Here is a 25,080-nt window from a genome sequence, read left to right as displayed (position 1 = left end):
GAAATATGGAATCTTTAAATTCTTTCAAAGATGTATACAGTGATTTCAAAACAGATTTAGAAAATAAAATGAGCCAGCGAAAAGGGAGAATCAAGGATGGCATTATATATGGAGAGTATTATGATCTGCCGATAACGAAAAATAAAATCGTATATTATTTTCATCAGGAGGACAGGCAGAATCCTGTTTTTCGAATGATGGCAGATTATATGCTGTCGGAAATGAAGGAAAAAGAAAAGTCATTTTTCATCATTATATCAAATAAAGTTCAAAAGGAAGTACTGCCAGCCAAATACAGAAGTTTCATATTAGAGGAAAACAGAAGAGAGGCAAAAGAAGCGATTGCGTGCGCGGAATTTATAATTGCGGGTAACGGGCTGCCAAAATATTTTGTGAAAAAGAAACAGCAGATGGTTATCCGTTTTCTATCTTTTGTAAAAGGAAAACCAGGGCGCAGCTGGCTGGCACAAAACAGAATCTCCTGGTTTATGAATTCTTCTCTGATTTTTGTGGAGACAGAAGAAGAAAAAAGAATTCTGGAACTAGATTATCAGTTAAAGGGTTTGTTTGAAGGGGAAATTGCGGTTATATCAGAAAATCAGATAAAAAAGAACTGGATTTCTGAATTGAGATGCAGGATATCTGAGAATGACAAACAGAGCGTCAACTTAGATATTTCCAGGAAAAAAATCCTGATATTAAATGGACAGGGAATGAGGGAAGAGGGGAAAATGATAGGTGTTATCGCAGACTCTCTGGATTCCCGTCAGTATGATATTACACTGGCCATGAAGAAGGCAGCAAATATAGAAGATGAGGAAATAAACAATTTAAACTCCAATGTCCGTCTGATTTATCGGGAAGGCTCTTTTTCGTGCAGCATGGAGGAATATATCGATATTCAGTATTTGCTGAAAAATTTTCACGCCTTTGAAGATTTGGAAAGGGCATACAAATTTCTGAATCAGAGGATAGTGCAGCGGGAGTGCCGCAGATTATGGGGCAATGTGGAGTTTGATGCTGTTATTTATGTCGGTAATCACAGCGCTGTATGGCCGGTAATCGCCGGTGGAGTAAAAGCCAAGAAAAAAATCCGTATCGAATCGAGAAATCTGGAGCAGGAAGAACAAAGGTGTCAGACGAAAAATAAGAAAAAATCTTTTCTCAACATGATGCAGCTGTATCAGCTTATATTTGATAAAATTATTTTCCCGTCAAAATCTGACATGATACAAGCCATTAAGCGGCACTTTATTATGAAAGGAAAGGGAGAGCATTTTTATTATCCGGCAGGGAATGTGATACCGGAGCAGGAGGATAGCAATAATCTGATTTGGTATCAGAAAGATCAATTTTTTGTGGCGTCAGAAAAGATAAGCGCCTGTGGAAGAGGACAAATAGAATTGCTGCCTCTGCCCAATGAAAAAAAGAAAGCGTATATCATAGATGGAGATTTACACTGCATAGAAGAAATTTTAAAAGAGATCCAGAGGGGGACTTTGTTAAATCAAGATATGGATCTTACAATCTGTGCTGTCGAACGATATGATTCGAAGCGTCTGAAAGAAAAATACCAGATAAATTATTTGAAAATAATTGACAGGGATATGTTAACGTCCTCTCCATTTATGAGCGGGTATTTGAGATATTTTGAGGGATGTATCGCAGCGGCGGAATGGAAATTCAGTCCAATTTGGATCAGCATGGAATTTCTCGGAAAAGAGATCTTAGTTTATAAGAATCAGAAGCTGATCAGACAGGATGAAAAATGTTTTAACAGTGAACAGGATTATCTAAGTTATATGGAAAAAAGCTGGGAAGAGATTTTAATGAAAAAATAGAAAGAGTATCATCATTATAAGAAATCAGTTTCTGAAAGTACAATAAGCAACATGGGGACAGAAACTGATTTTTTGTTATACGAATATAACAGAAAAGTAAAACTGATGTTAAAATACATATATTTAAAAGATATTTTTTGACAAAAGTTTATTACTAATCTATAATAGGCGATATTGAAGAGTATAGACCGAACCAATGACAGAGGATTTTTGAAATATAATCAAATGAATTATTTGATGCAGGAGGGAACAATGGGAAATGTGATAAAAGAAAAAGTCTGCGGTAAGTTTTACAGGATTCTTCTTGCGAGTTTATTAATACTGGTGGGAATTTGCTTCTGGCAGGGACTATTTTACATCAATGGGGAACCGTCTATCGACAAATATAGTCCGGCGGTATTGCTGCTGGGTATCTTTGTTTTGAGTTTCAGTCTTATGGCTGCAGCCAGGATTATAAAGAAGTGTTCCGAAAAAAGGCTGAAGGTAATCAGCTTTATTTTGCTGACAGCAATACTGGCAGAGCTTATTTTTTTTGGAACCCAGCTTATCTATGTTCCGCCGTATGACTTGATCAATATTCATGCCGAAGCTGTTAATATGCTGGAAAATGGGAAAATATCTTATATAGAGTATTATGCCGGCTATACAAATCAGCAGCCGCTTACGATTTTTCTTTTCTTTTTATTTTCTATTGCAAAACATTTAGGGATTACAGATTATAATGCGGCTGGCATCGGGTTCAATATTGTTATGATCTTTTTATCTGCATGGTGTACGCATAAAATATGTTCTTTATGGTCACTGAAAGCAGGAGTAATCAGTCTGATCGTGTTTCTGATCGATCCGATGCTGTTCATCTGGGCATCTCATTATTACACAGATACCATCTGTATGCCGTTTATGCTGGGAGGAGTTTTATTATTTCTTCATGCAGAGAAGACGGAATCAAAAAAGAAGAAAATTCTGTTTTTGATTTTATCCGCTTTTCTTATTTTTATTGGCGGGCAGATACGTATGACGGCAGTTTTCCCGCTCATAGCAATCTGTATGTTTCTGTTTATAAAATATCCGGTGAAATCCTTCCTGAAACGATTCGCTTTTATCGTCATCGGATTATTTTGTGCAATGATATTAATCAGCAGTATGCTGAACACATATGGCGTAAAAGACAGAAGATATGAATATCCGGTCACTCACTGGTTAAAATTGGGGTTGAGCGAAAACGGAATGTACACAACAGAAGATAACAATACGACGAAAGCCCAGGACAGCTATGAAAAAAAGGTAAATGAAAATATCAGCACCATAAAAGAGAGGATAAAGGAAAGAGGCGTCCTGGGTCTGAAACAGCTGTATTTAAAAAAGATCAGTAAAAGCTGGTCATCGGCGGCAGTCACAGAGCGGCTGCAGACAACCGTTGAAAGTTATAATACATTGTATAAGTATACGACAGGCCGATCGTCGAAAGCCTTTAAATACTGGCTTCAAATCGTCCGCTGTACGATGCTAATTTTTGTTTTTGCAGGTGTGATACTGGCGCTGAGACGGAAAACAGATGTTAATGCCTGGATGTTCATTACGATTTTAGGCGGAATTGTATTTTATATTTTCTGGGAAGTGAAGCCTAAATATATTCTCTGCTTTTTGCCGGTTTTCTATATCATTCAGTCATACAGTATCATTGGTTTATCGGGAATTTTTAAAATCGACAGTATAAAAATCCTGCGTGATGATCAGAAGGAATACCTTTTCAATCGACGATCGTTACAGCCATGGATCAAAGGAATCAGCATTTTTGCTGTGATTTTTACGATCGTCATAGGAACTTTATCCTATTTTCAGTATGTGCCAGAGCGGAGCATACAAAAGGATTTAAGAGTAAAGCAGGATACCTTGTACAGGGATGGAAGAATGGAAGAAATAGGATCTGAGGGTGTGGCACAGTCTTTTACAGCGGAAGGAGATTTTAATACGATAGAAATTAGTTTTATAAATCCGCATAAGCTGAAAGGACAGAAATACACCTTATCGATTCTGAACAGTGAAAAGAAAACGATTTACGAAAAAACGTTTTCTTCTGATCATATAGAAGACAATAAAATGCACACATTCCATTTAGATCAAATACATGCTGATAAAGAAAAAATGTTTGCAGCCATTCGCCCATGTCAGGAGTATGAGGAGTATATAGGGGTGAATACTGCGGTTTTCCCTTCGTACCATGGCTATAAGAAATCGCCGGATTACTATCTTGACGGCTGTTTTTATGCTGGCGGTCAGGCAAAGCCGGCCAATGATTTAACGTTTATCGTATCGGAGCAGCACATGGATTCAATTTTTTCACAGCGGATATTTCTTTTGATCTGGAGCATGGTGATCATAATAGAAATTGCTGCTGGCGTATTTTTCTATAAAACAATTGGAGCGCGGGAGGTCTGAAGAGATAAGATGAAGGATATATTATATTTGGTAATTCCCTGTTATAATGAGGAAGCGGTTTTACATGAGACGGCAAAGAGACTGAAAGAAAAGATATCGACGATGGTATCCGAGGGTATGATTTCCATAAAAAGCCGTATTATGTTTGTAAATGATGGATCTAAAGATGATACATGGAATATTATCCAGGAACTGCATGAAAAAGATTCCGTTTTCAGCGGTGTTTCTCTCAGCAGGAACAGAGGGCATCAGAACGCCCTGCTGGCAGGACTGATGACAGCGAAAGAATATGCGGATATGGTGATTTCCCTGGATGCGGATCTTCAGGATGATATCAATGCGATCGATCAGTTTGTAGAAAAATATTACGAGGGATATGATATTGTCTATGGAGTAAGAAATAAAAGAGAGACAGATACATTTTTTAAGCGGAATACGGCGCTGGCATTCTATAAGTTTCAGGCATTGATGGGAGTTGACGCAGTATATAATCATGCAGATTACCGTTTGATGAGTAAACGGGCGCTGGAGGGATTAGAAGGATTTAAGGAAGTCAATCTGTTCCTGAGAGGTATTGTTCCGCTGATCGGATATAAGTATACAACGGTGACTTATGACAGAAACGAACGGTTTGCTGGTGAATCTAAATATCCATTAAAAAAGATGCTCGCATTTGCTTGGGATGGGATTACTTCTTTTAGCATTAAACCGATTCGATTTGTTACCATGACAGGATTTCTCATTTTTTTAGGAAGCATTCTGGTCATCATCTATTCTTTCATAAGAAAAGCATTAGGCTTTACAGTAGGAGGATGGGCCTTCCTGTCCTGCTCCATCTGGCTGTTAGGTGGAATTGAACTGCTGGGACTTGGGGTTGTAGGTGAATACATTGGTAAAATTTACAATGAAACCAAACAGCGGCCGCGGTATATTATTTCCGATGTACTGAATACACAGTAAATTAAAATTTGTCTTAACTGAAAAGGGATACAAAGAAGTCTGTGAGATGACGGATTCAGGTCATCGGCAGGCTTCTTTTGTTTTGTGAAGGATTTTTGAGGGGAGAAAAATAAAAATATTGTCTAATTTATTGTATAAATACTATTTTCATTGAAAAAGATAGATATAGATGATACTATTTGTACAATAGATTATAAACTGAATGAAATGAGGAGGGGAAAATGGCACAGTACAAGCGTTTGCTTGTGTACTTTGCTGCTGTGAGCCTGATTTTTTGTCTGGCTGCCGGATGTTCAAGAAAAAGAGAGAAAAGCGAAAATGAGAGAAAATCAGCACAAAGCAATACAAGTGACAGAAGTGAGGCAGCATCAGAGGAATCAAAAATAACGGAAGAAAATTCTGCTGAAAAAACAACAGATGAGGAGAAAGATACTTTAATCAAAAAGAAAAAACAGGTTACGATTTATTTTATTGATGATGCAAGTGCAGAAGTAATAGGGGAAGGGTTTGAAATTGAAGATGAATATGATATATGGAATGTTTTGCAGAAACAAAAAGTTTTAACAGAAGGCTGTAAGTTGCTGAGTATAAAAGTCAATAAGGAAAAGAAACAAATAAATTTGGATTTTAATAAGGCAACCGGGGAATACATTCGTACTATGGGAACAGCGGGAGAGACAGCAGTTATAGGCTGTATTGTTAATACATATCTGGAGGCATATGATTGCACGGAAATAAAATTAACGGAAGGAGGAGAAGTATTTCAGACCGCTCATGGAGCGGATTTTGAAGGCTATATAGGCAGAATAAATGATCTGTAAATTTTTTAATCATGTAGTGGAGAGATATTAAATATTGGGGGAAAGAGTAATGAAGAAAAGATTAGTGAAGATAATGGCAGGCTTTTTGATTTTTGCAATGATATTAAGCATTGTATCTCCGGGGACCGCAGCTATAGTTGGAACAAATGTTGCAGCGGTGGAAGAGGAAAGTCAAGAAGTACAGGAGAACAGTACGGCGATTACACAGAAGGATATAGATCAAAAATCATCGGAAACAGCGACGGAAGAGAAGACAGATAACTTAGAGAAAAAGGGAACTGAGCAGGAGAAGAATGGCACAGCCAATATGCCAGAAGAAAAAAATGAAACAAACAACACTGCAGGTACGGAGAAAAGAGATTTAGAAGCATTAGAAGCAAATAAAGATTCTCAGCAGATGGAAGAAAAAGAGGAAGAGAAAACCTCATCTATCGCTGCAGGAAAAATTAATTTTGTGTACATAGAAAGTCCGTATTTAGAAACCCCAGGGACACAAAGAATCGTTATTGCTTTTGAAAAAGCGATAAGCGGGGTTAAAACACTTACTTTAACGGTAAAAGATGAGTCCGGAAAGAAAGAAAACTGGCTGCTTTCAAAACAGAAAGATGGCGTGTATCTCTTTGAAAAGAAATACAGCAGCGCAGCCTCTGGTATATATAAAGCAGAAAAGATTCATCTCATTGCAGAAGATAAGGAAGAAACTATCAGTCTATCTAATTTGAATGTCCAGGCAGAATTTGGCGTAAATAAAAAATATGAGGGAATTGATGAATTGCAGCCAATTACCAATGATGGAAGTGGAGAAGCTGGTGCTTCTGTGGCTGTAATTGATGAAAATGGTACTGCAAAGGCGCAGACAAGTATTGCCGCAGCTTTGAATGAAGCTCAGAATGAAACGACTGGCAGGACAAGGATTGGGGCAGCGCGTTCTGGAAAAATAATGGTGGCATTAGATCCCGGACATGATGCGAACAGCATTGGAGCTCATGCGAATGGGCTGAAAGAGGAGGAACTTACATTAAAAATTGCAAAGTATTGCAAGGAAGAATTGGAGCAATATGCAGGAGTTGAAGTCTATATGACGAGAACGGGACCAGAGTGTCCGTTTAATAAAGCAAGTTCCGACTGCATTGAAGACAGAGTGAATGCAGCAGCAGATGCAGGTGCCCAGATTTTTGTCAGTTTTCATTTGAATTCTTTTACTTCATCCAGAGCGAAAGGAGCAGAAGTTATTGTTCAGAACAAAAATTGGAGACCGGCAGTTGCGTCAGAAGGTGAAAAACTGGCAGGTGCTGTTTTAGACGAATTAGAAAAAATCGGAATAACGAAACGGGCAACACCTATTTATTCAAAAAATGCCGTGAATAATAAGAAGTATGCAGATGGCAGTGCGGCGGATTATTATTCTGTACAGCGATACAGCAAGCTGAGAAATATTCCAGGTATTATTATTGAACATGCTTTTATTACGAATACAGAGGAAGTGAATACATATCTTAAGACGGAGGCAGGTCTTAAAAAGCTGGGTGTGGCGGATGCGTCAGGGATTGCCAAATATTTAGGGATAAGTAAAGGTGAATGGAGGACAGATAGCAAAGGAAATCGATATTATTATGAAAATGGACAAAAAGTAATAGGGGAGAAGAAAATTAATGGAAAATGGTATTACTTTGATAAAAAGGGAATTATGAAAACAGGATGGCATAGTTTCACGAACAAGAAAGTATACTATGGAAGCGATGGGGTGATGGTCAAAGGTGAAAAGAAGATTAAAGGTAAATGGTACTTTTTTGAATATTTGACAGGAGCCATGAAAACAGGATGGCATAGTTTCACGAATAAAAAGGTGTACTATGGAAGTGATGGAGTCATGGTCAAAGGTGAGAAGAAGATTGATGGGAAATGGTATTATTTCGAATATTTGACAGGGGCTATGAAAACCGGATGGCATAGTTTCACGAATAAAAAGGTGTACTATGGAAGTGACGGAGCCATGGTTAAGGGTGAGAAAAAGATTAACGGGAAATGGTATTATTTCGAATATTTGACAGGAGCTATGAAAACTGGATGGCATAGTTTCACAAACAAGAAAGTATATTATGGAAACGATGGGGTGATGGTCAAAGGAGAGAAAAAGATCAACGGGAAATGGTATTATTTCGAATATTTGACAGGAGCTATGAAAACCGGATGGCATAGTTTCACAAACAAAAAGGTGTACTATGGAAGTGATGGGGTGATGGTCAAAGGAGAGAAAAAGATCGATGGGAAATGGTACTTTTTCGAATATTTGACAGGGGCTATGAAAACCGGATGGCATAGTTTCACAAACAAAAAGGTGTACTATGGAATGGATGGAGCCATGGTTAAAGGTGAGAAAAAAATTGACGGGAAATGGTATTTGTTTAAAGAGTTAACAGGAGCCATGGTGACTGGATGGTACAATTTTCCAAATAAAAGAGTTTATTATGAAAGTAATGGAGCCATGGCAAAAGGTGAAACAATAATAAATGGAAAATCTTATTATTTCAGAGAAAGTACTGGAGAATTATTAAAAAATGGTTTTGCCAATCATAAATATTATGGAGCGAATGGAGTTTTGATTCCGGTTAGTCAGTATGGAAATATTTTTTACAAAATTTCCGGAAATAGTTCTACAACGATTCAGCAAATGGTAAGGTTTTATGAAAAGCATTCATCTATCAAATATCCATCGGAAGCGCTGAAAGAAGGTGGAGCTGCAACAATAGAAGATTTCGCACGTATATATTATGAGGAGGCCAAGGCAGAAGGGATAAAAGCAGAGGTAGCATGGGCACAAACAATGAAAGAAACTGGATGGCTGAAATTTGGCGGACAAGTTAAAATTGAACAATATAATTTTGCGGGAATTGGAGCTACAGACGGAGGAGCATGTGGAGCAAGTTTTGAAGATGTCAGGACAGGAGTACGTGCACAAATTCAGCATTTAAAAGCATATGCATCAACTGATGAGTTAAAGCAAAGCTGTGTAGATCCAAGATTTGATCGAATAAAGAGGGGATGTGCACAGTATGTAGAGATTCTGGGACAGAAAGAGAATCCGAACGGATACGGATGGGCAACATCTGAAAATTACGGGGTTTCTATTTCTAAACTTATAGATAGTTTGAAAAAAGCATAGAAATAAAAATAATAATAAAGTAAGAAACATATTAAAGACAGGGACTTTTTGACAAATTCCTGCCTTTAATATATAATAAATTAATATTTATTTATTATATATTAAAACATAAGGGATTCAGGAGAAAAATCAATAAAGATTTTGAATTCAGGAGGGTAATGAATGAAAGACGGGTTAAGATTAAAAATTTGTAACAGCTTCTATAGAATTTTACTTATGATTCTAATGGTCTTAATGGGAATTTGCATCTGGCAGGGGTTGTTTTATATTGGAGGAGTACCATCTATAGAAAAATATAATCCTTCGATTTTGATACTGGGGATTATTGTTTTAGTTTCTGGTTTTATAGCTGTTGCACAAGTGATAAAATCGTGTTCTGAAAAAGCATTAAGAATTATCAGCGTAGTTTTATTAGCATTAATATTAGTAAATCTCATTATCTTTGGAATTTATCTTAAGTATGTTCCTCCGTACGATTTAATTAATGTTCATGCAGAAGCAGTGGATATGCTTGAAACAGGGAAAATTTCTAACATTGTGTATTATGCTGGTTATCCAAATCAGCAGCCTCTTACAATCCTTTTGTATTTTGTGTTTTCTATTGCAAAATACTTTGGGATTACAAATTATAACGATGTTGGAATCATTTTTAATATACTAATGATTTTTCTATCCGCATGGTTTACTTATAGAATTTGCTGTTTATGGTCTTTGAAGGCAGGAATTATTAGTTTGATAGCATTCATAGTGGATCCAATGCTTTTTAGCTGGTCATCTCATTATTATTCAGATACATTATGTATGCCGTTTATGCTTGGTGGTATTTTACTGTTTCTTTATGCGGAGAGAACAGAATCAAAGAGAAAACGAGATTTGTTTTTAGTTTTAGCAGCTTTTGTTATTTTTATAGGCGGAAAGATACGTATGACGGCAGTTTTTCCGCTAATTGCAATTTGTATTTTTTTATTTATAAAAAATACAATGCATTTGTTTTTTAAAAAGATAAGTTTTATAGCCATTGGTTTGATTTGTGCAATTATATTAAGCAATAGCATAACGAACATATATGGAGTAAGGGATAGGAGATACGAATATCCAATAACTCATTGGATAAAATTAGGATTAAGTGAAAATGGAATGTATACAGCTGAGGATAACAATAATACAAAGGCTCAGAACACTTATGAAAAAAAAGTAAATGAAAACATAAGTACGATAAAAAAAAGAGTAAAAGAAAAAGGAATTTTAGGCCTGGAAAAACTATTTATGAAAAAAATAAGTAAAAGTTGGTCATCGGCAGCGTATACTGAATCGCTGCAAACGACGGTTGAAAGTTATAATACTTTATATAAATATACGATAGGCCGATCGGCCAAAGCTTTTAATTATTGGCTTCAAATAGTTCGCTGTACAATGTTGATATTTGCCTTTTTAGCAGGGATTATTACTTTGAAGCGAAAAGAAAATATTAATGCATGGATGTTTATTACAATTCTAGGTGGAATTATTTTTTACCTTTTTTGGGAAGTGAAACCTAAGTATAGTCTCTGCTTTTTGCCAATTTTTTATATCATTGAATCATATGCCATAACAAAGTTAACAGAATTCAAAAAGATTAATTGTATAAAAATTCAGACAGTTGATCAAAAAGAAACTTGTTTTAATAGCCAATCATTACAATTGTGGATGAAAAGATTAAGTATTTTGGTTATAGCTTTTACGATGATAGTAGGAACTTTGTCATATTTTCAATATGTGTCAGAAAAAAGCAAACAGAAAGATTTGAGAGTAAAGCAGACAATTGCGTATGGAGAAGGAAAAATTGAAGAAATAGGATATGAGGGTGTAGCACAGTCTTTTATGGCAGAAGGAGACTTCAATACTATAGAAATTAATTTTGTAAATCCTAAAAAGTTAAAAGAACAAGAATATATACTGTCGATTCTAAATACTAAAGGAGATGTTATTCATAAAGAAAAATTTTCTTCTGACAGCATACAAGATAATAAAATGCATGCGTTCCATTTAGGCGATATACGTGTAAATAAAGAAAAATTGCTTTTAACTATTCGCCCATATCGGCAATATGAAGAATATATAGGAGTAAATACGGCAACGTATCCTTTATATCAAGATTATAAAGAACCGCCTGATTATTATCTTAATGGTTGTTTATATGTTGGAAATAAAGAGGAAGAATCTAATGATTTGACGTTTATAGTATCTGATCAGCATGTAGATTCGATTTTTTCACAAAGGATATTTATTTTGCTTTGGAGTATGGTAATAATTATAGAAATCCTTATTAGTGCATTTTTTTATAAAACAATTGGAAAGAGGGAGGTTTCAAGGATAAAATGAGAGATATATTATATTTGGTAATTCCTTGCTATAATGAGGAAGAAGTGTTAGAAGAAACAGCAAAGCAGTTAAAGAAGAAAATGAATGAATTGATTGCGGATGGAGCGGTTTCTAGAGAAAGCAGGATTATGTTTGTGAATGATGGTTCCAAGGATAATACATGGGATATTATTCAGAAATTACATCAAAAAGATGAAATATTCAGCGGAGTGGCCCTTAGCAGAAACAGGGGACATCAGAATGCATTGTTGGCAGGATTGATGACAGCAAAGGAATATGCAGATATGGTAATCTCACTCGATGCGGATCTTCAAGATGATATTAATGCCATAGATAAATTTGTAGAAAAATACTACGAAGGCTATGATATTGTATATGGCGTAAGGAATAAGAGGGAAACGGATACATTTTTTAAACGAAATACTGCACTTGCGTTTTATAAATTTCAAGCGTTTATGGGAGTGGATGCTGTATATAATCATGCCGATTACCGGCTGATGAGCAAAAGAGCATTGGATGGATTAGAGAAGTTTAAAGAAGTGAATCTGTTTTTGAGAGGAATTGTTCCACTGATAGGATATAGATATACGACAGCTGCTTATAATCGAAATGAACGTTTCGCTGGAGAATCAAAATATCCATTGAAGAAAATGCTTGCATTTGCATTAGATGGTATTACTTCTTTTAGTGTCAAACCTATTCGGTTTGTGGCCATGACAGGATTTCTTATTTTTGCAGGAAGTATTTTGGTAATTATTTATTCTCTAATAAGAAAAATATTCGGATTTACAATAGGAGGCTGGACATTTTTAGCTTGTTCAATTTGGCTGTTGGGTGGAATCGAGTTATTAGGTCTTGGCATTGTGGGTGAGTATATTGGTAAAATTTACAGTGAAACAAAGCAACGGCCAAGATATATTATCGCTGAAATACTTAACAGAAAATAAATATATTATATAAGAAGTCTGAAAGATGACTATTGGGTTATCAGCAGACTTCTTTTAATTTTTGAAAGTAAGATTTTAAATAATTCAAAAAGTCGAAATATTGCCTAATAATGATAGAAATGATAGAATGAAAAAAATACGTAAAATTTAAGAAAAAATAAAATGAGGAAAAGATAGATTTGAAAGAATATAACTGCCTATAGAAAAAAAGTATCTCTGCACAGAGTGAAAGATTGCGTAAATGTTACAAATGTGTTAAAGTTATGTGAAATGATAGACTAAATCAGATTTAGAGGCGATAGAATGAATTTTTCAAAAAATGATACTTTGTTAATGAAGGGCTTTGCAATAATTTTTTTATACTGTTATCATTGCTTTTCCAGCTATTCAAGATTAAGTGGAGTAGATGTTGTTTTTTTCCCGTTGTCACAGAAGACGGGAATGTTTATTTCTGACAGTATGAATATATGTGTAGGTATGTTTGCGTTTTTATCAGTATTTGGAATGACATTAACGATAAAAAATAAGAATTTGAATTTAGATTTAACTATAAAAGAAAAAATTCAATTTGTAGCAGGACGCTATATTGGGTTATTGGGAGGATTTTGGATTCCTTTTTTCTTTTGTCAAATTGTGTCTGCATTTATGTCATATGATGAATATGGGCAGGGTATTGTAAATCATGTTTGTAATTTTATTTTAGACATGTTTGGATTAAGCAGCTTTTTTGATACTCCAATGTTGACAACCACTTGGTGGTATTTAAGCTTAACAGTCCTATTTATTGTTGTTTTACCATTTGCAATAGCTTTGTACAAAAAATATAGTATACTAATTATTCCATTAACAATAATTTGCCTGCTTTTGGGAGTAGAAGAAGTTGATAATATGAACCGTTGGCTGCTTGTTATTCCTCTGGGCATTTGTTTTGCAGATTTGAAATGGTTTCAAAAAATCTATCAATGGATTAGACTTAATAAAGTTACTTGTTGGATAAAAAGAGTGATTATTTATTTTATTTTTATAGTATTGATTTATTTACGGCCACATCCTTGGGGATGGGCACATATACGACTAATTGTTAATAGTCTGATACCTGTAATAATGATTTTAATTTTATATGATTGTTTTTATAAAAAGCGAAAAATAAATTCAATTTTTGAGTTTTTAGGACGACATTCTGCGAATATGTTCTATATCCATACGTTTATAAGAGAAATATGGTTTAATAAATTAACATATTCTTTTCGTTATGCAGGGTTGATTCTGATATTTTTATTAATTGTTACGATATGTCTATCTATATTAATTGAATATTTTAAAAAGCTCATCAGATGGAATGACAAACTTAGACGGATGAAAGAAATATGCAGTCAAAAGATAGGACAATTGACAGAAAGAGGATAAGAAAGGAGATAGAAAGTTGAGAATCAATAAGAGACCAATGATTTCAGTTGTAACAGCGGTATATAATATGGAATCATATTTGGAGGAGGCAATTGAAAGTATTGTTAATCAAACGCTGGGAATTGATAAGATACAGTTGATACTGGTGAATGATGGAAGTAAAGATACAAGCTTAGATATCTGTAGGAAGTATGAAAAAAAATATCCTGATAGCGTTATTGTGATTGATAAAGAAAATGGGGGAGTTAGCTCAGCAAGGAACTTAGGGCTTAAAAAGGCGACAGGAAAATTTATTAATTTTATGGATGCAGATGATAAATTGAAAGAAGATGCATGTGAAAAGGTATTGCAATTTTTTGAAAGACATGATGTAGATGTAGTTTCACTTCCGCTTATATATTTTGATGCAAAGGAAGGAAATCATATTTTAAATTGGAAATTCTCTGAAACCAGAGTTGTAGATATTGATCGAGAATATGAAGCTGTTCAAATGCACATTAGCAGTTCGTTTATAAGACGTGAAGTTGTACAGAAATTCCGCTTCCTTACAAAATTGAAATATGGAGAAGATGCGGAATTAATCAATAAGTGCATTTTGCAAAAAAGAAAATATGGGGTTATAAGTGATACAGCATATATGTATCGATTTCGGGCCAGCGATGATTCAGCGATGCAGAAGTCAAAAAAATCATATGATAATTATTTCCCGGTTATTCGATTTTTATACTGGAGTCTGATAAAATATGAAAAGCAGCTCAGCGGAAAAGGACATATTTCTAAATATCTGGAAAATTTAATTTTATATGATTTAAAATGGAAATTACGCCGTAAAGAAGTGGATGAAGAGGTATTTGGTGAAGAAGGGAAAGGAAAATTTTTAGAGGAAGTTTCCGAATTATTACAAGAAATAGATGATAGATCAATAATGTATTTGAATAGATATCCTATAATCCACAAAATATTTATGTTATCAATAAAATATAAGATTCCTATAGAGGAGATGGAAAAACAATATAAAATTATCTCAGGAGAAGAAGATCAGTTTGTTGTATGGAAGAATTTTATTCTATCAACGGTTAAATCGGTAAAAGTATTTATTGAGATAATTGAGATAAAGAATGACACAATATTGCTGGAAGGGAAAATTGGAGGGGCAATTCCAAAAGAAAAAATAGGTCTGTCTATAATTACTGATTGTCAAGGTGAAAGAAGGGAATATCCAGTCATAGAAAAGGATGACTGGAGATCTGATACATTTGCTTTAAATGAAGACATAAAGAGGAGATTTTATTTTAAGACACCAGAGCTTGCAATAAAAGATGATATGAAGATTTCATGTATATTGCATCTTGGTGGTGTAGATACAGTAATGAAAATTGGCGGATCGAATCTTGCTAAATTGAGTAATAAGTATAAGAAGATGTATCTTTTGGAGAGTGGATATTTAGTTTCAAAAGAGTTAGATGCTTTAAGAGTTCAAAAATATACACCAGAATTGGCAGCGAAGTATGAAAATGAATTTATAGAAGAAATAAAAACCAGAGAAAATTTGAAAAGAAATGAATTGTCCAGTATAAAGAAAGTGAGAAAAGAATATCTGGATTGTTTGAAATCCAAGAAACATATAAAAACCTGGGTCTTTATGGATCGTCCCAATAAAGCAGATGATAATGCAGAACACTTATTTCGATATGCAGTTCAGCAAAATGATGGAATAAGAAAATATTTTGTGGTTTCGGAAGATAGTGTTGATTATAAGCGAATGAAGCAATATGGAACTGTATTAAAATACGGATCCAAAGAGCATCAGTTGGCGATGATGGAAGCAGATGTAATTATTTCGTCTCATGCGAACAATCATACATATAGTCCATTCCCAGATAAAATGACAAAATATTTTACGGGATTTTTAACGGCCAAAAGAGTTTTCTTGCAGCACGGTATTACAAAGGATGATTTGTCAGAGTGGCTGCATAAATTAAATAAAGATTTGAAAATATTTGTTACTGCATCACCATATGAATATGAATCTATAGTAAAGGGAAAGTATGGATATGATAATGGAGAAATTATTTTATCTGGATTCCCGAGGTATGATAATTTAAAAGATTTTTCAGAAAATTATATTTTATATTTACCGACATGGGATAGCTCTGTTTTAAAATTAGAAGATGGAATGCCTGTATATAGTCCGGAATTTAAACATAGTAGATTATATAAAGAAATCAATGATTTCCTCAATGATAAAAAACTAAATGAGGTTTTAAAAAAGAGTGGATATAAAATATTATTTAAGCCTCACCCTAATATGATGAAACAGATTGAAGATTTTGAATTTAGTGACAATATAGTGTTAGCACCGGATTCATGGTCATATCAGAAACTATTTGGAAAGGGCAAACTTTTAATTACAGATTATTCTTCTACTTTTTTTGATTTTGCGTATTTGAAGAAACCGGTAATTTATTATCATGTTAGATCAAATCATTTAGCGAGTGGATATTTTGATTACGATACAATGGGAATGGGAAAGGTTGTACATAATGAGGCAGATTTGATCCAGCAAATAGAAAAATATATTAATAACGGATTCAAATTGGAAGAAGAATACTTAAGAAGGACAAAGAAGTTTTTTAAATATTTGGATCGAAATAATTGTAAACGAGTTTATGATGTAATGTTGGAGCGATTTTAAGGAGTAATATATGGGAGAGTTTTTGGCTTATAATGCAAATAGAATTATATGGTATGATGAAAAAAATCAATTAGTAGACGAGTGGAAAGGAGGTATATTTCAAATCTCGGATATAAAAATTCAAAATGCAGAAATGTATATGTGTGGTAAATTGAATTCAAAATTTGTACCTCAAATTGAAAAAATTGATGTTTCTATTAGTATTCCCAAAGAGAATTATTCGGTTAATTGGGAGAAGACATCAGAAGATGAGATTTCAATAAAGTTAAAATTTGCTGTGGATAAATTAAAAGGTAAGAGATTTGGAATAGAGAGTTTACTTTATGGAAATAGAATTAAGGCAGAGATAAACTTTAAAAATGAAAAACAAAGAGAACGTTTTGAAAACAAAAGATTTATTTATGTTGGAAGAAATTGGATGCTTGCTCAAAGGAAGAATAAATTGATAGAAATGGTACCTAATAATTCAAAAGTAGGTAAAATGAAAGCGATAGTCGCCAATATGCAGCTTTTGTAAAAGTGCTATTTGTAGTATAGAAAGAAGGCTGAGTGGGTTTGTATACATGGAATGAGGAAGGGACCGAAGGAACGTATGAATAAGTTAAGAAAAATAATACAAGTTATTAGAGAAATATTAGCCAAAGCACCCATGTTAAAATATGTTTTTGCATGGCATTATAAACATTCAAGGGTAAAACAACACCAGGTTTTATTTGAGTCATTTCATGGAAAAAATATATCAGATTCGCCGTTAGCTGTACTTTTAGAATTATTAAAAATGGACAAGAAAAGGAAGTATAAAATATATTTTGCAACGAATAATATAAAACGGGATAAAAAAGTCATTTCTGATATGGGCTTGAGGATTCGCTTGGTAGATATTACTACATTTAAATATGCAAAAGTCTTGGCAACATCAAAATATTTGATTAATAATAGTTCATTTCCAGCTTTTTTTATTCGTCGACCGGAGCAAACATATTTACAGACATGGCATGGAACTCCTTTAAAGACATTAGGGAAGAAAATGCGTTTTGGAATTGAATCTATGTATAATGTTCAGCATAATTTTTTACAGGCAACTTATATTATGTTTCCAAACGAATTTACCAAAGATGTTATAATGGAAGACTATAATTTAAATCAACTATATACAGGGAAAGTTGTAATGAATGGTTATCCAAGAAATAGTGTATTTTTGAATGAAACCAAAGCGGCAGAGGTATCAAATAGGCTTGGAAATAGTGAGTATACGACGATGGCCTATATGCCTACTTGGAGAGGGAAAAGCAATCATGATGTGGATATTGTTAAATATAGCCAAGAAACAGAAAAAATATTGGCTTATTTAGATAAAAATTTGAAAGCAAACCAAAAACTTTATGTCAATTTCCATCCAATGTTGCAACAAGATGTTGTATTGGATAAATACGAACATATTTATCCGTTTCCAAATAATGTGGAAAAATATGAGTTTCTAAATAGTGTGGATATGCTGATTACAGATTATTCCAGTGTTTTTTTTGATTTTTCAATTACAAGAAAGCCAATTGTTCTTTTTTTATACGATTACGAGGAATATTTGCACGATCGTGGAATGTATTTCGATATAAAAAAATTGCCATTTAAGAAAATATATAATATAAGCGAGCTGGTGGATTATATAGTGAATGAAGAATTTCGAGCTGATTCTTATGAAAAGGATGGAACTTATGAAAAAACTTTTATCCAGTATGATTCAGTTGATGCAGCAAAAAAGACAGCGAAGTTGATTTTTAAAAGTAATAATTGTGGTCTTCCGATTATTGATTATGGGTTTAATAAAAAAGTTAGAAGAAAAGTTCACTTCTATCCAGCTGTACGAACAAAAGAGGCATTAAATACAGTGGCGAAAGTTGTTAAAAATAAAGATGATATAGTTATATTTGAGAAAAACTACTTTAATGCGGAGTTGAGTAGTTATTTATATGATAATTATTTAGAAAAATTTAATTTCATTTTTGTTACAAAAAGTATGCCAAGAACATTTTTGGAGGAATTTAGGAGAAATAAAAATCCCCAAATAGAAATAGAACTTCACAAAAGAGAAATAAAGAGGTTGTTTGGGGAGCTTCCTGTGAATTCAGAATTTATAGATGAATATTATCATGGAGAACGAAATGAAACATTCCATGTAAAATCAAAAAAAACATTATCTATAACAATTACGACAAAGAAAAAGCAATTAGAATTAGACTTTGGGGAAATAAAATATGGAGAACTTACAAAAATTTTAATTACTGATAATTTCGGAAATATATTGTGGGTTCGTAATATATCATATGAAGAAAAAAAATCGGGAAAAATTATAGAAAATTTTAGAATGATATTGAGTGAGCCTGTTTTAGCAGAAAATAAAAGATATTTGCTGATGGCAGAAATAAAAGATAAGGAAGGAGAGATCTATCCGTATTATCTGGTAGATAAAAAACTGTATCATCAAAGAAAAAAACTTGCAGACGAATTGGATAAGTCTTCACTTTATATGGATGAATTTAATTTTGAAAATGCAAAACTGGCAGGTAAAAAGAAAAAAGAGATTAAAGTAATTCCATATATGACATTTGGAAAAGGTTATCTTTCCATTTTTGTTGGAAGTAGAAAAAAATTAATTTCACAAACTGTTCGAGGACAAGTAATAAGCTATAGATTGTCTGCTTCTGATATAAGAATAAAAATGAAATTTAAGAAGCAGGACAAACCAATACGAGATATTGTTTTGTCTTATCGAAGCAAGTTAGAAAAGATCGAGTATTCTTTTCAATATGATGTGAGTGAAGAAAAAGGATATTGGATCGTTAACGCTCGCATGAATATGATGGAAATTGATTTAGAAGAATTATTTTGGGATATTTTTCTTATCACAGAGAAAAATGGAGAAGAAATTCAGATAAGCCCGTATTTAAATAAAAAGCAAAGAATACAGATGATGCTCTGGAGTCAGCATTGCAAAGCAAAAAATGAACATATTGTTTTCCCATATCCAACAATGGGGCATAAATTAGCTTTAACTTATCGGCATATATCTAAGTATGATGGAATATGCACAAAAATGAAAGAATTATCAGCTCTATTTGTATTTATAGTTTTATATCCGTACTGGAGAAAAAAACGTATTTGGCTGGTTTTTGAAAAATTTTGTTCAATGGCACAGGATAATGGATACTTCTTTTTCAAATATTGTATGGAGAATTTGATAGAAGAAGAAAAAAAACACATTTATTATATTATTGATCGAAATTCTGCTGATTGGAATAAAATGTGTCAATATGGTAATCAGGTAATTCCATTTATGAGCTTTAAACATATCTTGTATGCGCTGGCATCTAAAATATATGTAGGCTCAGACTCGAAAAAACATCTTTACATATGGAGAGCAAAACCGAATTTTATCTCTAACAGGATTTCTAAAAAAGATATTTTATTCCTTCAGCATGGAGTAACAGCTTTAAAAAGGGTAGATGGGATTTTTGGTCGAAAAGGATCAAGTCCTATGACGTATTTTACAACAACTTCGGAATTTGAACAAAAAATAGTAGTGGATAATTTTGGCTATAAGCCGGAAAATGTACCAATTTTAGGATTTACGAGATGGGATGTATTGGAGGATACATCCAAAAAAGATGAGAGAATTATTTTGGCGATGCCGACATGGAGATCTTGGCTGGAAGAGAAGAGTGCGGAAGAATTCAAGAATAGTGATTACTATTATAACTATATGAAACTTCTCCAAAGTAAAAGATTAGCTGAAATTTTAAAAGAGAATAATGTAAAATTGGTATTTTATATACATCCCAAATTTAAAGATTATTTAAGTGAATTTAATGTCAGCGGGGAAAACTTGGAACTAATACCATTTGGAACTGAACCGTTGAATGAAATTATGAAAAAATGTTCTATGTTGATCACAGATTATTCAAGTGTCTGCTGGGATGTTTATTATCTTGCAAAACCAGTATTATTTTATCAATTTGATTATGATGTTTATATGCAGGTACATGGAAGTTATTTAGATATGGAACATGCATTATTTGGAGAACGGTACATAAAATATGAGGAGTTGATAGATGGTATAAAAAAATATGTGAAAAATGATTTTGAAGAAGAAAAAAAATATGCTGAAATGAGAGATTACTATTTTGAATATCGAGATAATAATAATAGTAAAAGGACGTATCAGTATATTATCAGCAAAGGATATTAGTTAAAAATATAAGAAAAGGATAAAAGAGGTAAGTGTAGGAGGATGATAAAAAATAAGTTAGAGAGTGTAGAAGGATAAAAAATGGAAGAAAAGAATCGAATAAAGTATATTGATTTATGCAAGGGGTTAGGAATATTGATGGTAACTTTGGGGCATGTGACAACCCTGGCAAATCCTCTGGATCAGTGGATGTCATCCATGAAATTGAGTATTTTCTTTGTTGCAGCAGGATATTTGATCTGCTATACAAATTCTTATGAGAAACAGACTTTGAAAAGATATGTTTTTAAACTGCTCAAATCATTGATGGTGCCATATGTGCTGTTCAGTGCATTTGGAATTACTTTTCGTTATTTTGCTATGGTCCTGCAGAATGCGGTCAATATGGATTCTATCAAATCCTACATTTTTGCGACCATTACTTTGAGAGGTATTTTTGCTCTCTGGTTTCTGCCGGTGCTGTTCTTTGCAGAAATTTTGTTTTACTGTTTGATTCGATATGCTCCGAGAATAGTGAAACTGCTGGTGATTCTGCTGCCACCGCTAATTGCCACATGGTACGGCGGATATCTGGAACAGCTGCAGATGGTTTTGTCGCCGCTGTGGTATGAAAGAGTGTCTTTTGTGCTGTTTCCGGCAGGGAAAACCATTGTAGCATTGTGGTATCTGTACATTGGATATCTGGGCTGCAGATTATGTCAGCAGATCCAAAACGGGGAACTGCTGTTTGGGGCAGGGATTATATTTTCTGTTATCAATATTTATCTGTCACAGCAGAATATGGAAGTGGATATGAATCATATGGATTTTGGCATTCACCCGGAATTATTTTTCATCGGAGGAATTCTGGGATCGTTCGGAGCCCTGTTTGTATTTCAGTTTTTGGAAAAATACTGGAGTTTTCCAATCCTTAATTATTTTGGCAGGAACTCCCTGATTCTTATGTCGACACAGAGAGCGTTTTATATCCTGGCTGTCGGAAAAGTGGGATGGCAGGAAATATCCGGAGCCGTGGAAGCGCTGTCCTGGAGATACTATTTGGACAGCCTGGGAGCTCTGGCCATTGTACTGATTCTGGAATATTCCATTATTACATTTATTAATGAAAGAGCAAAGTTTATGATTGGTAAGTTTTAGTACCGGAAATGTTGAATAATTGCGCATTCGATAGTATAATAAAGCAGAGAATGTTCGAAAATGGAGAAAGGTAATGAAAACTTATATTGAGAATTTTAAGAAGTACAGGTTCCTGCTATGGGAGCTTGTAAAAAAAGGTGTCAAGTTAAAGTACCGGCGGTCTTATCTGGGAATCCTCTGGACTCTTCTGGAACCGCTGCTCACAATGATTGTTCTGAGTATTGTATTTGGAACTCTGTTTGGAAATGACGATCCGCATTTTCCGGTTTATATCCTGTGCGGAAGACTGATGTACAGTTTCTTCTCCTCAGGGACTAATGGAGCCATGAAGGCCATCCGGACCAATGCGGGGATGATCAAGAAAGTTTATGTTCCGAAGTATATTTATCCGTTATCCAGTGTGCTGTTTAACTATATTATTTTTCTGATTTCTCTGATTGTACTGGTAGCGGTAGGAATTGTATTGAAAGTGTATCCTACGATATATATGCTGCAGGCGGTTGTGCCGCTGATTTTGATTTTGTTTACGGCATTCGGCGTTGGAATGATTCTTTCCACTCTGGCAGTTTTTTTCCGTGATCTGGAATATCTCTGGTCTGTGGGACTGATGATCATTATGTATGCGTCTGCGATTTTCTATTATCCGGAGAGATTATTGAATTCCGGATTTGGATGGATTTTGAAATGCAATCCATTGTATTTGCTGATTCATAACTTCAGACAGGCGGTATTTGGACGGCCGATGAATATGAAGTTTCTGGCAGCATCCATTGTGTTCGCGATTGTGTCAGTGATTGTGGGACTGTATTTCTTTTATAAGAAGCAGGACGAATTTATTCTGCATATTTAGGAGGGTGTCATGGCGAAGAAAGAAGTATTGCGGGTAGAACATGTCGGCATGAAATTTAACCTGAGTCAGGAAAAGGTAGATGATTTAAAAGATTATATTATAAAACTGCTGAAACATCAGATTTCCTACAATGAGTTCTGGGCATTAAAGGATGTTAGTTTTACTTTAAATAAAGGTGACCGATTAGGAATTCTGGGACTGAACGGGGCAGGGAAAAGTACCCTGCTTAAGGTGATTGCGGGAGTGCTGAAAGCGACTGAAGGAACAGTAACTTCCAAAGGAAAGATTGCGCCTCTGTTGGAATTGGGTGCTGGTTTTGACCAGCAGTACACAGGAAGAGAGAATATTTATTTATATGGTGCGGTCCTTGGTTTTTCCAAGAAGTTTCTGGATGAGAAACTGGATGAGATCATTGAATTTTCAGAATTGGGAAAATTTATTGATGTTCCGGTTAAAAATTACTCTTCTGGAATGAAATCCAGACTGGGATTTTCTGTGGCAACACTGGTAGAACCGGATATTCTGATTCTGGATGAGGTCTTGTCTGTTGGTGATGCCAAGTTTCGGAAAAAGAGTGAGGCAAAGATTATGAGTATGTTTGATAAAGGTGTTACTGTATTGTTTGTGTCACATTCTCTGGATCAGGTAAAGAGACTTTGCAATAAAGCAATTTTGCTTGAAAAGGGAAGGATTATTGCTGAGGGTGGAATTGATGAGGTAAGTGAAGTATATTTGGAAAAAACAAAATAAATAAGAAAGAGGTATCTTGGCTCATGAAGAAGGTAATTACGTATGGAACTTTTGATCTGTTGCACGCAGGACATATCAATCTGCTCAGAAGAGCGAAAGAATTAGGAGATTATCTGATTGTGGTAGTTTCTACTGATGAATTTAACTGGGAGCAGAAACATAAAAAATGTTATTTTACTTATGAGGAACGCAAAAAGCTGGTAGAAGCTGTACGATACGTAGATTTGGTTATTCCTGAAGTAAGTTGGGATCAAAAAATTTCAGATGTAAAGGAATATCATGTGGATACCTTTGTGATGGGGGATGACTGGAAAGGGAAATTTGATTTCCTGAAAGATTACTGTGAAGTCGTATATCTCCCTAGAACAGAAGGAATTTCTACTACAAAGATCAAAGAGGATCTTGGATTAGGTACACAAGGAAAAGAAGAGGATGAGGAGAACAAGGAGGATGCGAATGAGTAAACAAACTCAAAAAGTAAGGAAGGCCGTTATTCCGGCCGCAGGATTGGGAACAAGATTTTTGCCGGCGACGAAGGCAATTCCAAAAGAAATGCTGCCCATCGTAGATATCCCTACGGTACAGTATATCGTCGAGGAGGCGGTTGCCAGCGGCATCGAAGAGATTCTGATTATTACCAATTCTAATAAACACTGCATGGAAAACCATTTTGACAAAGATTATGAGCTGGAGGCACGTTTAACAGAATCCGGTAAGATGAAAGAAGTTGAGATGATCAACGACATCGCCAATATGGCAAATATTTATTATGTTCGTCAGAAAGAACCGAAAGGGCTGGGACATGCGGTATTATGCGCAAAATCTTTCATTGGCAATGAACCGTTTGCTGTGCTTCTGGGAGATGATGTAGTTATCAATAAAGGAGGCGAACCGGCGCTGAAGCAGCTGATTCATGCCTATGATAAGCATCATGCTTCTGTGGTAGGAGTTCAGACGGTTGCGGAAGATCAGGTCAGCAAATATGGAATCGTAGCGCCGAACCAGAATGTTCCGGCAGATGGACGCGCGGTGAAATTGGATAACATGGTAGAGAAACCGAGTCAGGAGGAAGCGCCAAGCCAGATGGCTGTTTTAGGCCGTTATGTACTGACGCCGGAGATTTTTGAACTGCTGGAGAGTCAGGAAGCCGGCGCCGGCGGAGAAATTCAGCTGACAGATGCAATCTGTCGTCTCATTGATACTCAGGCTGTCTATGCCTATGATTTTGAGGGAACCCGTTATGATGTGGGAGATAAATTCGGATTCATTAAGGCAACCATTGACTTTGCGCTGGAGCGTCCGGAACTGAAAGATCAGGTAATGGCATATATCCAAAGTATTGCTGAGAAGAATTAAAAGGATATAAAAGGAAAAGTATGGAATAATGAAATTAAAAAGGAATTTCAACTGCAAATGGTTATACTGTTTGTAAGAAGAAATTCTTTTTTAATGTATCAGGGACACAG

The 25,080-nt window shown here is 34.6% G+C and carries 16 protein-coding genes; all 16 read left to right on the top strand.

The genetic code is table 11. The annotated features are described in order from the left end of the window. The first annotated feature begins 5 nt into the window (after positions 1-5). The 16 genes from JMF81_RS13295 (at position 6) to galU (ending at position 24,970) form a co-directional block, all read left to right on the top strand. Positions 6-1,841: a hypothetical protein gene (locus JMF81_RS13295; RefSeq protein ID WP_201311920.1), complete on the top strand. Its 1,836-nt coding sequence runs from the start codon at positions 6-8 to the stop codon at positions 1,839-1,841. A gap of 252 nt (positions 1,842-2,093) precedes the next feature. Continuing rightward, the gene (locus JMF81_RS13290; RefSeq protein ID WP_201311919.1) at positions 2,094-4,280 is read left to right on the top strand and encodes an ArnT family glycosyltransferase; all 2,187 of its coding nucleotides are present in this window, start codon (positions 2,094-2,096) and stop codon (positions 4,278-4,280) included. A gap of 9 nt (positions 4,281-4,289) precedes the next feature. Beyond that, complete coding sequence (locus tag JMF81_RS13285; protein WP_201311918.1) at positions 4,290-5,240, top strand: glycosyltransferase family 2 protein; 951 nt, start codon at positions 4,290-4,292, stop codon at positions 5,238-5,240. Between the two features lie 221 nt (positions 5,241-5,461). After that, on the top strand, positions 5,462-6,061 hold the full coding sequence (locus tag JMF81_RS13280; RefSeq protein WP_201311917.1) for a GerMN domain-containing protein: 600 nt from the start codon (positions 5,462-5,464) through the stop codon (positions 6,059-6,061). A 49-nt stretch (positions 6,062-6,110) separates the two neighbouring features. Continuing rightward, entirely contained in the window at positions 6,111-9,224 is a 3,114-nt protein-coding gene (locus tag JMF81_RS13275; RefSeq protein WP_201311916.1) for an N-acetylmuramoyl-L-alanine amidase, read from the top strand. A 162-nt stretch (positions 9,225-9,386) separates the two neighbouring features. Beyond that, a complete protein-coding gene (locus JMF81_RS13270; protein ID WP_201311915.1) occupies positions 9,387-11,585 on the top strand; it encodes an ArnT family glycosyltransferase in 2,199 nt (732 codons plus the stop codon). After that, positions 11,582-12,532 carry a glycosyltransferase family 2 protein gene (locus JMF81_RS13265; protein ID WP_201311914.1) on the top strand — a complete coding sequence of 317 codons (951 nt, stop codon included), beginning with the start codon at positions 11,582-11,584 and terminating at the stop codon, positions 12,530-12,532. Before JMF81_RS13270 ends, JMF81_RS13265 begins: the two co-directional genes overlap by 4 nt. Before the next feature lie 303 nt (positions 12,533-12,835). Then, positions 12,836-13,939, top strand: a complete 1,104-nt coding sequence (locus JMF81_RS13260) for an acyltransferase family protein (RefSeq protein WP_201311913.1) — start codon at positions 12,836-12,838, stop codon at positions 13,937-13,939. Positions 13,940-13,955: 16 nt separating this feature from the next. Beyond that, positions 13,956-16,634 carry a bifunctional glycosyltransferase/CDP-glycerol:glycerophosphate glycerophosphotransferase gene (locus tag JMF81_RS13255; RefSeq protein WP_201311912.1) on the top strand — a complete coding sequence of 893 codons (2,679 nt, stop codon included), beginning with the start codon at positions 13,956-13,958 and terminating at the stop codon, positions 16,632-16,634. A 10-nt stretch (positions 16,635-16,644) separates the two neighbouring features. Further along, positions 16,645-17,151, top strand: a complete 507-nt coding sequence (locus JMF81_RS13250; RefSeq protein ID WP_201311911.1) for a hypothetical protein — start codon at positions 16,645-16,647, stop codon at positions 17,149-17,151. Between the two features lie 75 nt (positions 17,152-17,226). After that, positions 17,227-20,877, top strand: coding sequence for a CDP-glycerol glycerophosphotransferase family protein (locus JMF81_RS13245; protein ID WP_201311910.1), 3,651 nt, complete (start codon positions 17,227-17,229; stop codon positions 20,875-20,877). 81 nt (positions 20,878-20,958) lie between these two features. Continuing rightward, entirely contained in the window at positions 20,959-22,014 is a 1,056-nt protein-coding gene (locus JMF81_RS13240) for an acyltransferase family protein (protein WP_201311909.1), read from the top strand. 73 nt (positions 22,015-22,087) lie between these two features. Continuing rightward, the gene (locus JMF81_RS13235; RefSeq protein ID WP_201311908.1) at positions 22,088-22,864 is read left to right on the top strand and encodes an ABC transporter permease; all 777 of its coding nucleotides are present in this window, start codon (positions 22,088-22,090) and stop codon (positions 22,862-22,864) included. Positions 22,865-22,873: 9 nt separating this feature from the next. Further along, positions 22,874-23,614, top strand: coding sequence for an ABC transporter ATP-binding protein (locus JMF81_RS13230; RefSeq protein ID WP_201311907.1), 741 nt, complete (start codon positions 22,874-22,876; stop codon positions 23,612-23,614). Between the two features lie 23 nt (positions 23,615-23,637). Next, entirely contained in the window at positions 23,638-24,078 is a 441-nt protein-coding gene (tagD, locus tag JMF81_RS13225; protein ID WP_201311906.1) for a glycerol-3-phosphate cytidylyltransferase, read from the top strand. After that, entirely contained in the window at positions 24,071-24,970 is a 900-nt protein-coding gene (galU, locus tag JMF81_RS13220; RefSeq protein ID WP_201311905.1) for a UTP--glucose-1-phosphate uridylyltransferase GalU, read from the top strand. The genes tagD and galU overlap by 8 nt, the downstream gene beginning before the upstream one ends. Positions 24,971-25,080: the final 110 nt, after the last annotated feature.

The sequence above is a fragment of the Anaerostipes butyraticus genome, from assembly GCF_016586355.1.
GTDB classification, from domain to species: domain Bacteria; phylum Bacillota; class Clostridia; order Lachnospirales; family Lachnospiraceae; genus Anaerostipes; species Anaerostipes butyraticus.
Note: the sequence above shows the minus strand (reverse complement) of the source record. Positions and strands in the feature narration are given on the sequence as shown.

Excerpts from the sequence above, each read along its gene's own strand:
- JMF81_RS13295 (WP_201311920.1), top strand. The coding sequence starts at position 6 with ATGGAATCTTTAAATTCTTTCAAAGATGTATACAGTGATTTCAAAACA.
- JMF81_RS13290 (WP_201311919.1), top strand. The coding sequence starts at position 2,094 with ATGGGAAATGTGATAAAAGAAAAAGTCTGCGGTAAGTTTTACAGGATT.
- JMF81_RS13285 (WP_201311918.1), top strand. The coding sequence starts at position 4,290 with ATGAAGGATATATTATATTTGGTAATTCCCTGTTATAATGAGGAAGCG.
- JMF81_RS13280 (WP_201311917.1), top strand. The coding sequence starts at position 5,462 with ATGGCACAGTACAAGCGTTTGCTTGTGTACTTTGCTGCTGTGAGCCTG.
- JMF81_RS13275 (WP_201311916.1), top strand. The coding sequence starts at position 6,111 with ATGAAGAAAAGATTAGTGAAGATAATGGCAGGCTTTTTGATTTTTGCA.
- JMF81_RS13270 (WP_201311915.1), top strand. The coding sequence starts at position 9,387 with ATGAAAGACGGGTTAAGATTAAAAATTTGTAACAGCTTCTATAGAATT.
- JMF81_RS13265 (WP_201311914.1), top strand. The coding sequence starts at position 11,582 with ATGAGAGATATATTATATTTGGTAATTCCTTGCTATAATGAGGAAGAA.
- JMF81_RS13260 (WP_201311913.1), top strand. The coding sequence starts at position 12,836 with ATGAATTTTTCAAAAAATGATACTTTGTTAATGAAGGGCTTTGCAATA.
- JMF81_RS13250 (WP_201311911.1), top strand. The coding sequence starts at position 16,645 with ATGGGAGAGTTTTTGGCTTATAATGCAAATAGAATTATATGGTATGAT.
- JMF81_RS13245 (WP_201311910.1), top strand. The coding sequence starts at position 17,227 with ATGAATAAGTTAAGAAAAATAATACAAGTTATTAGAGAAATATTAGCC.
- JMF81_RS13240 (WP_201311909.1), top strand. The coding sequence starts at position 20,959 with ATGGAAGAAAAGAATCGAATAAAGTATATTGATTTATGCAAGGGGTTA.
- JMF81_RS13235 (WP_201311908.1), top strand. The coding sequence starts at position 22,088 with ATGAAAACTTATATTGAGAATTTTAAGAAGTACAGGTTCCTGCTATGG.
- JMF81_RS13230 (WP_201311907.1), top strand. The coding sequence starts at position 22,874 with ATGGCGAAGAAAGAAGTATTGCGGGTAGAACATGTCGGCATGAAATTT.
- tagD (WP_201311906.1), top strand. The coding sequence starts at position 23,638 with ATGAAGAAGGTAATTACGTATGGAACTTTTGATCTGTTGCACGCAGGA.
- galU (WP_201311905.1), top strand. The coding sequence starts at position 24,071 with ATGAGTAAACAAACTCAAAAAGTAAGGAAGGCCGTTATTCCGGCCGCA.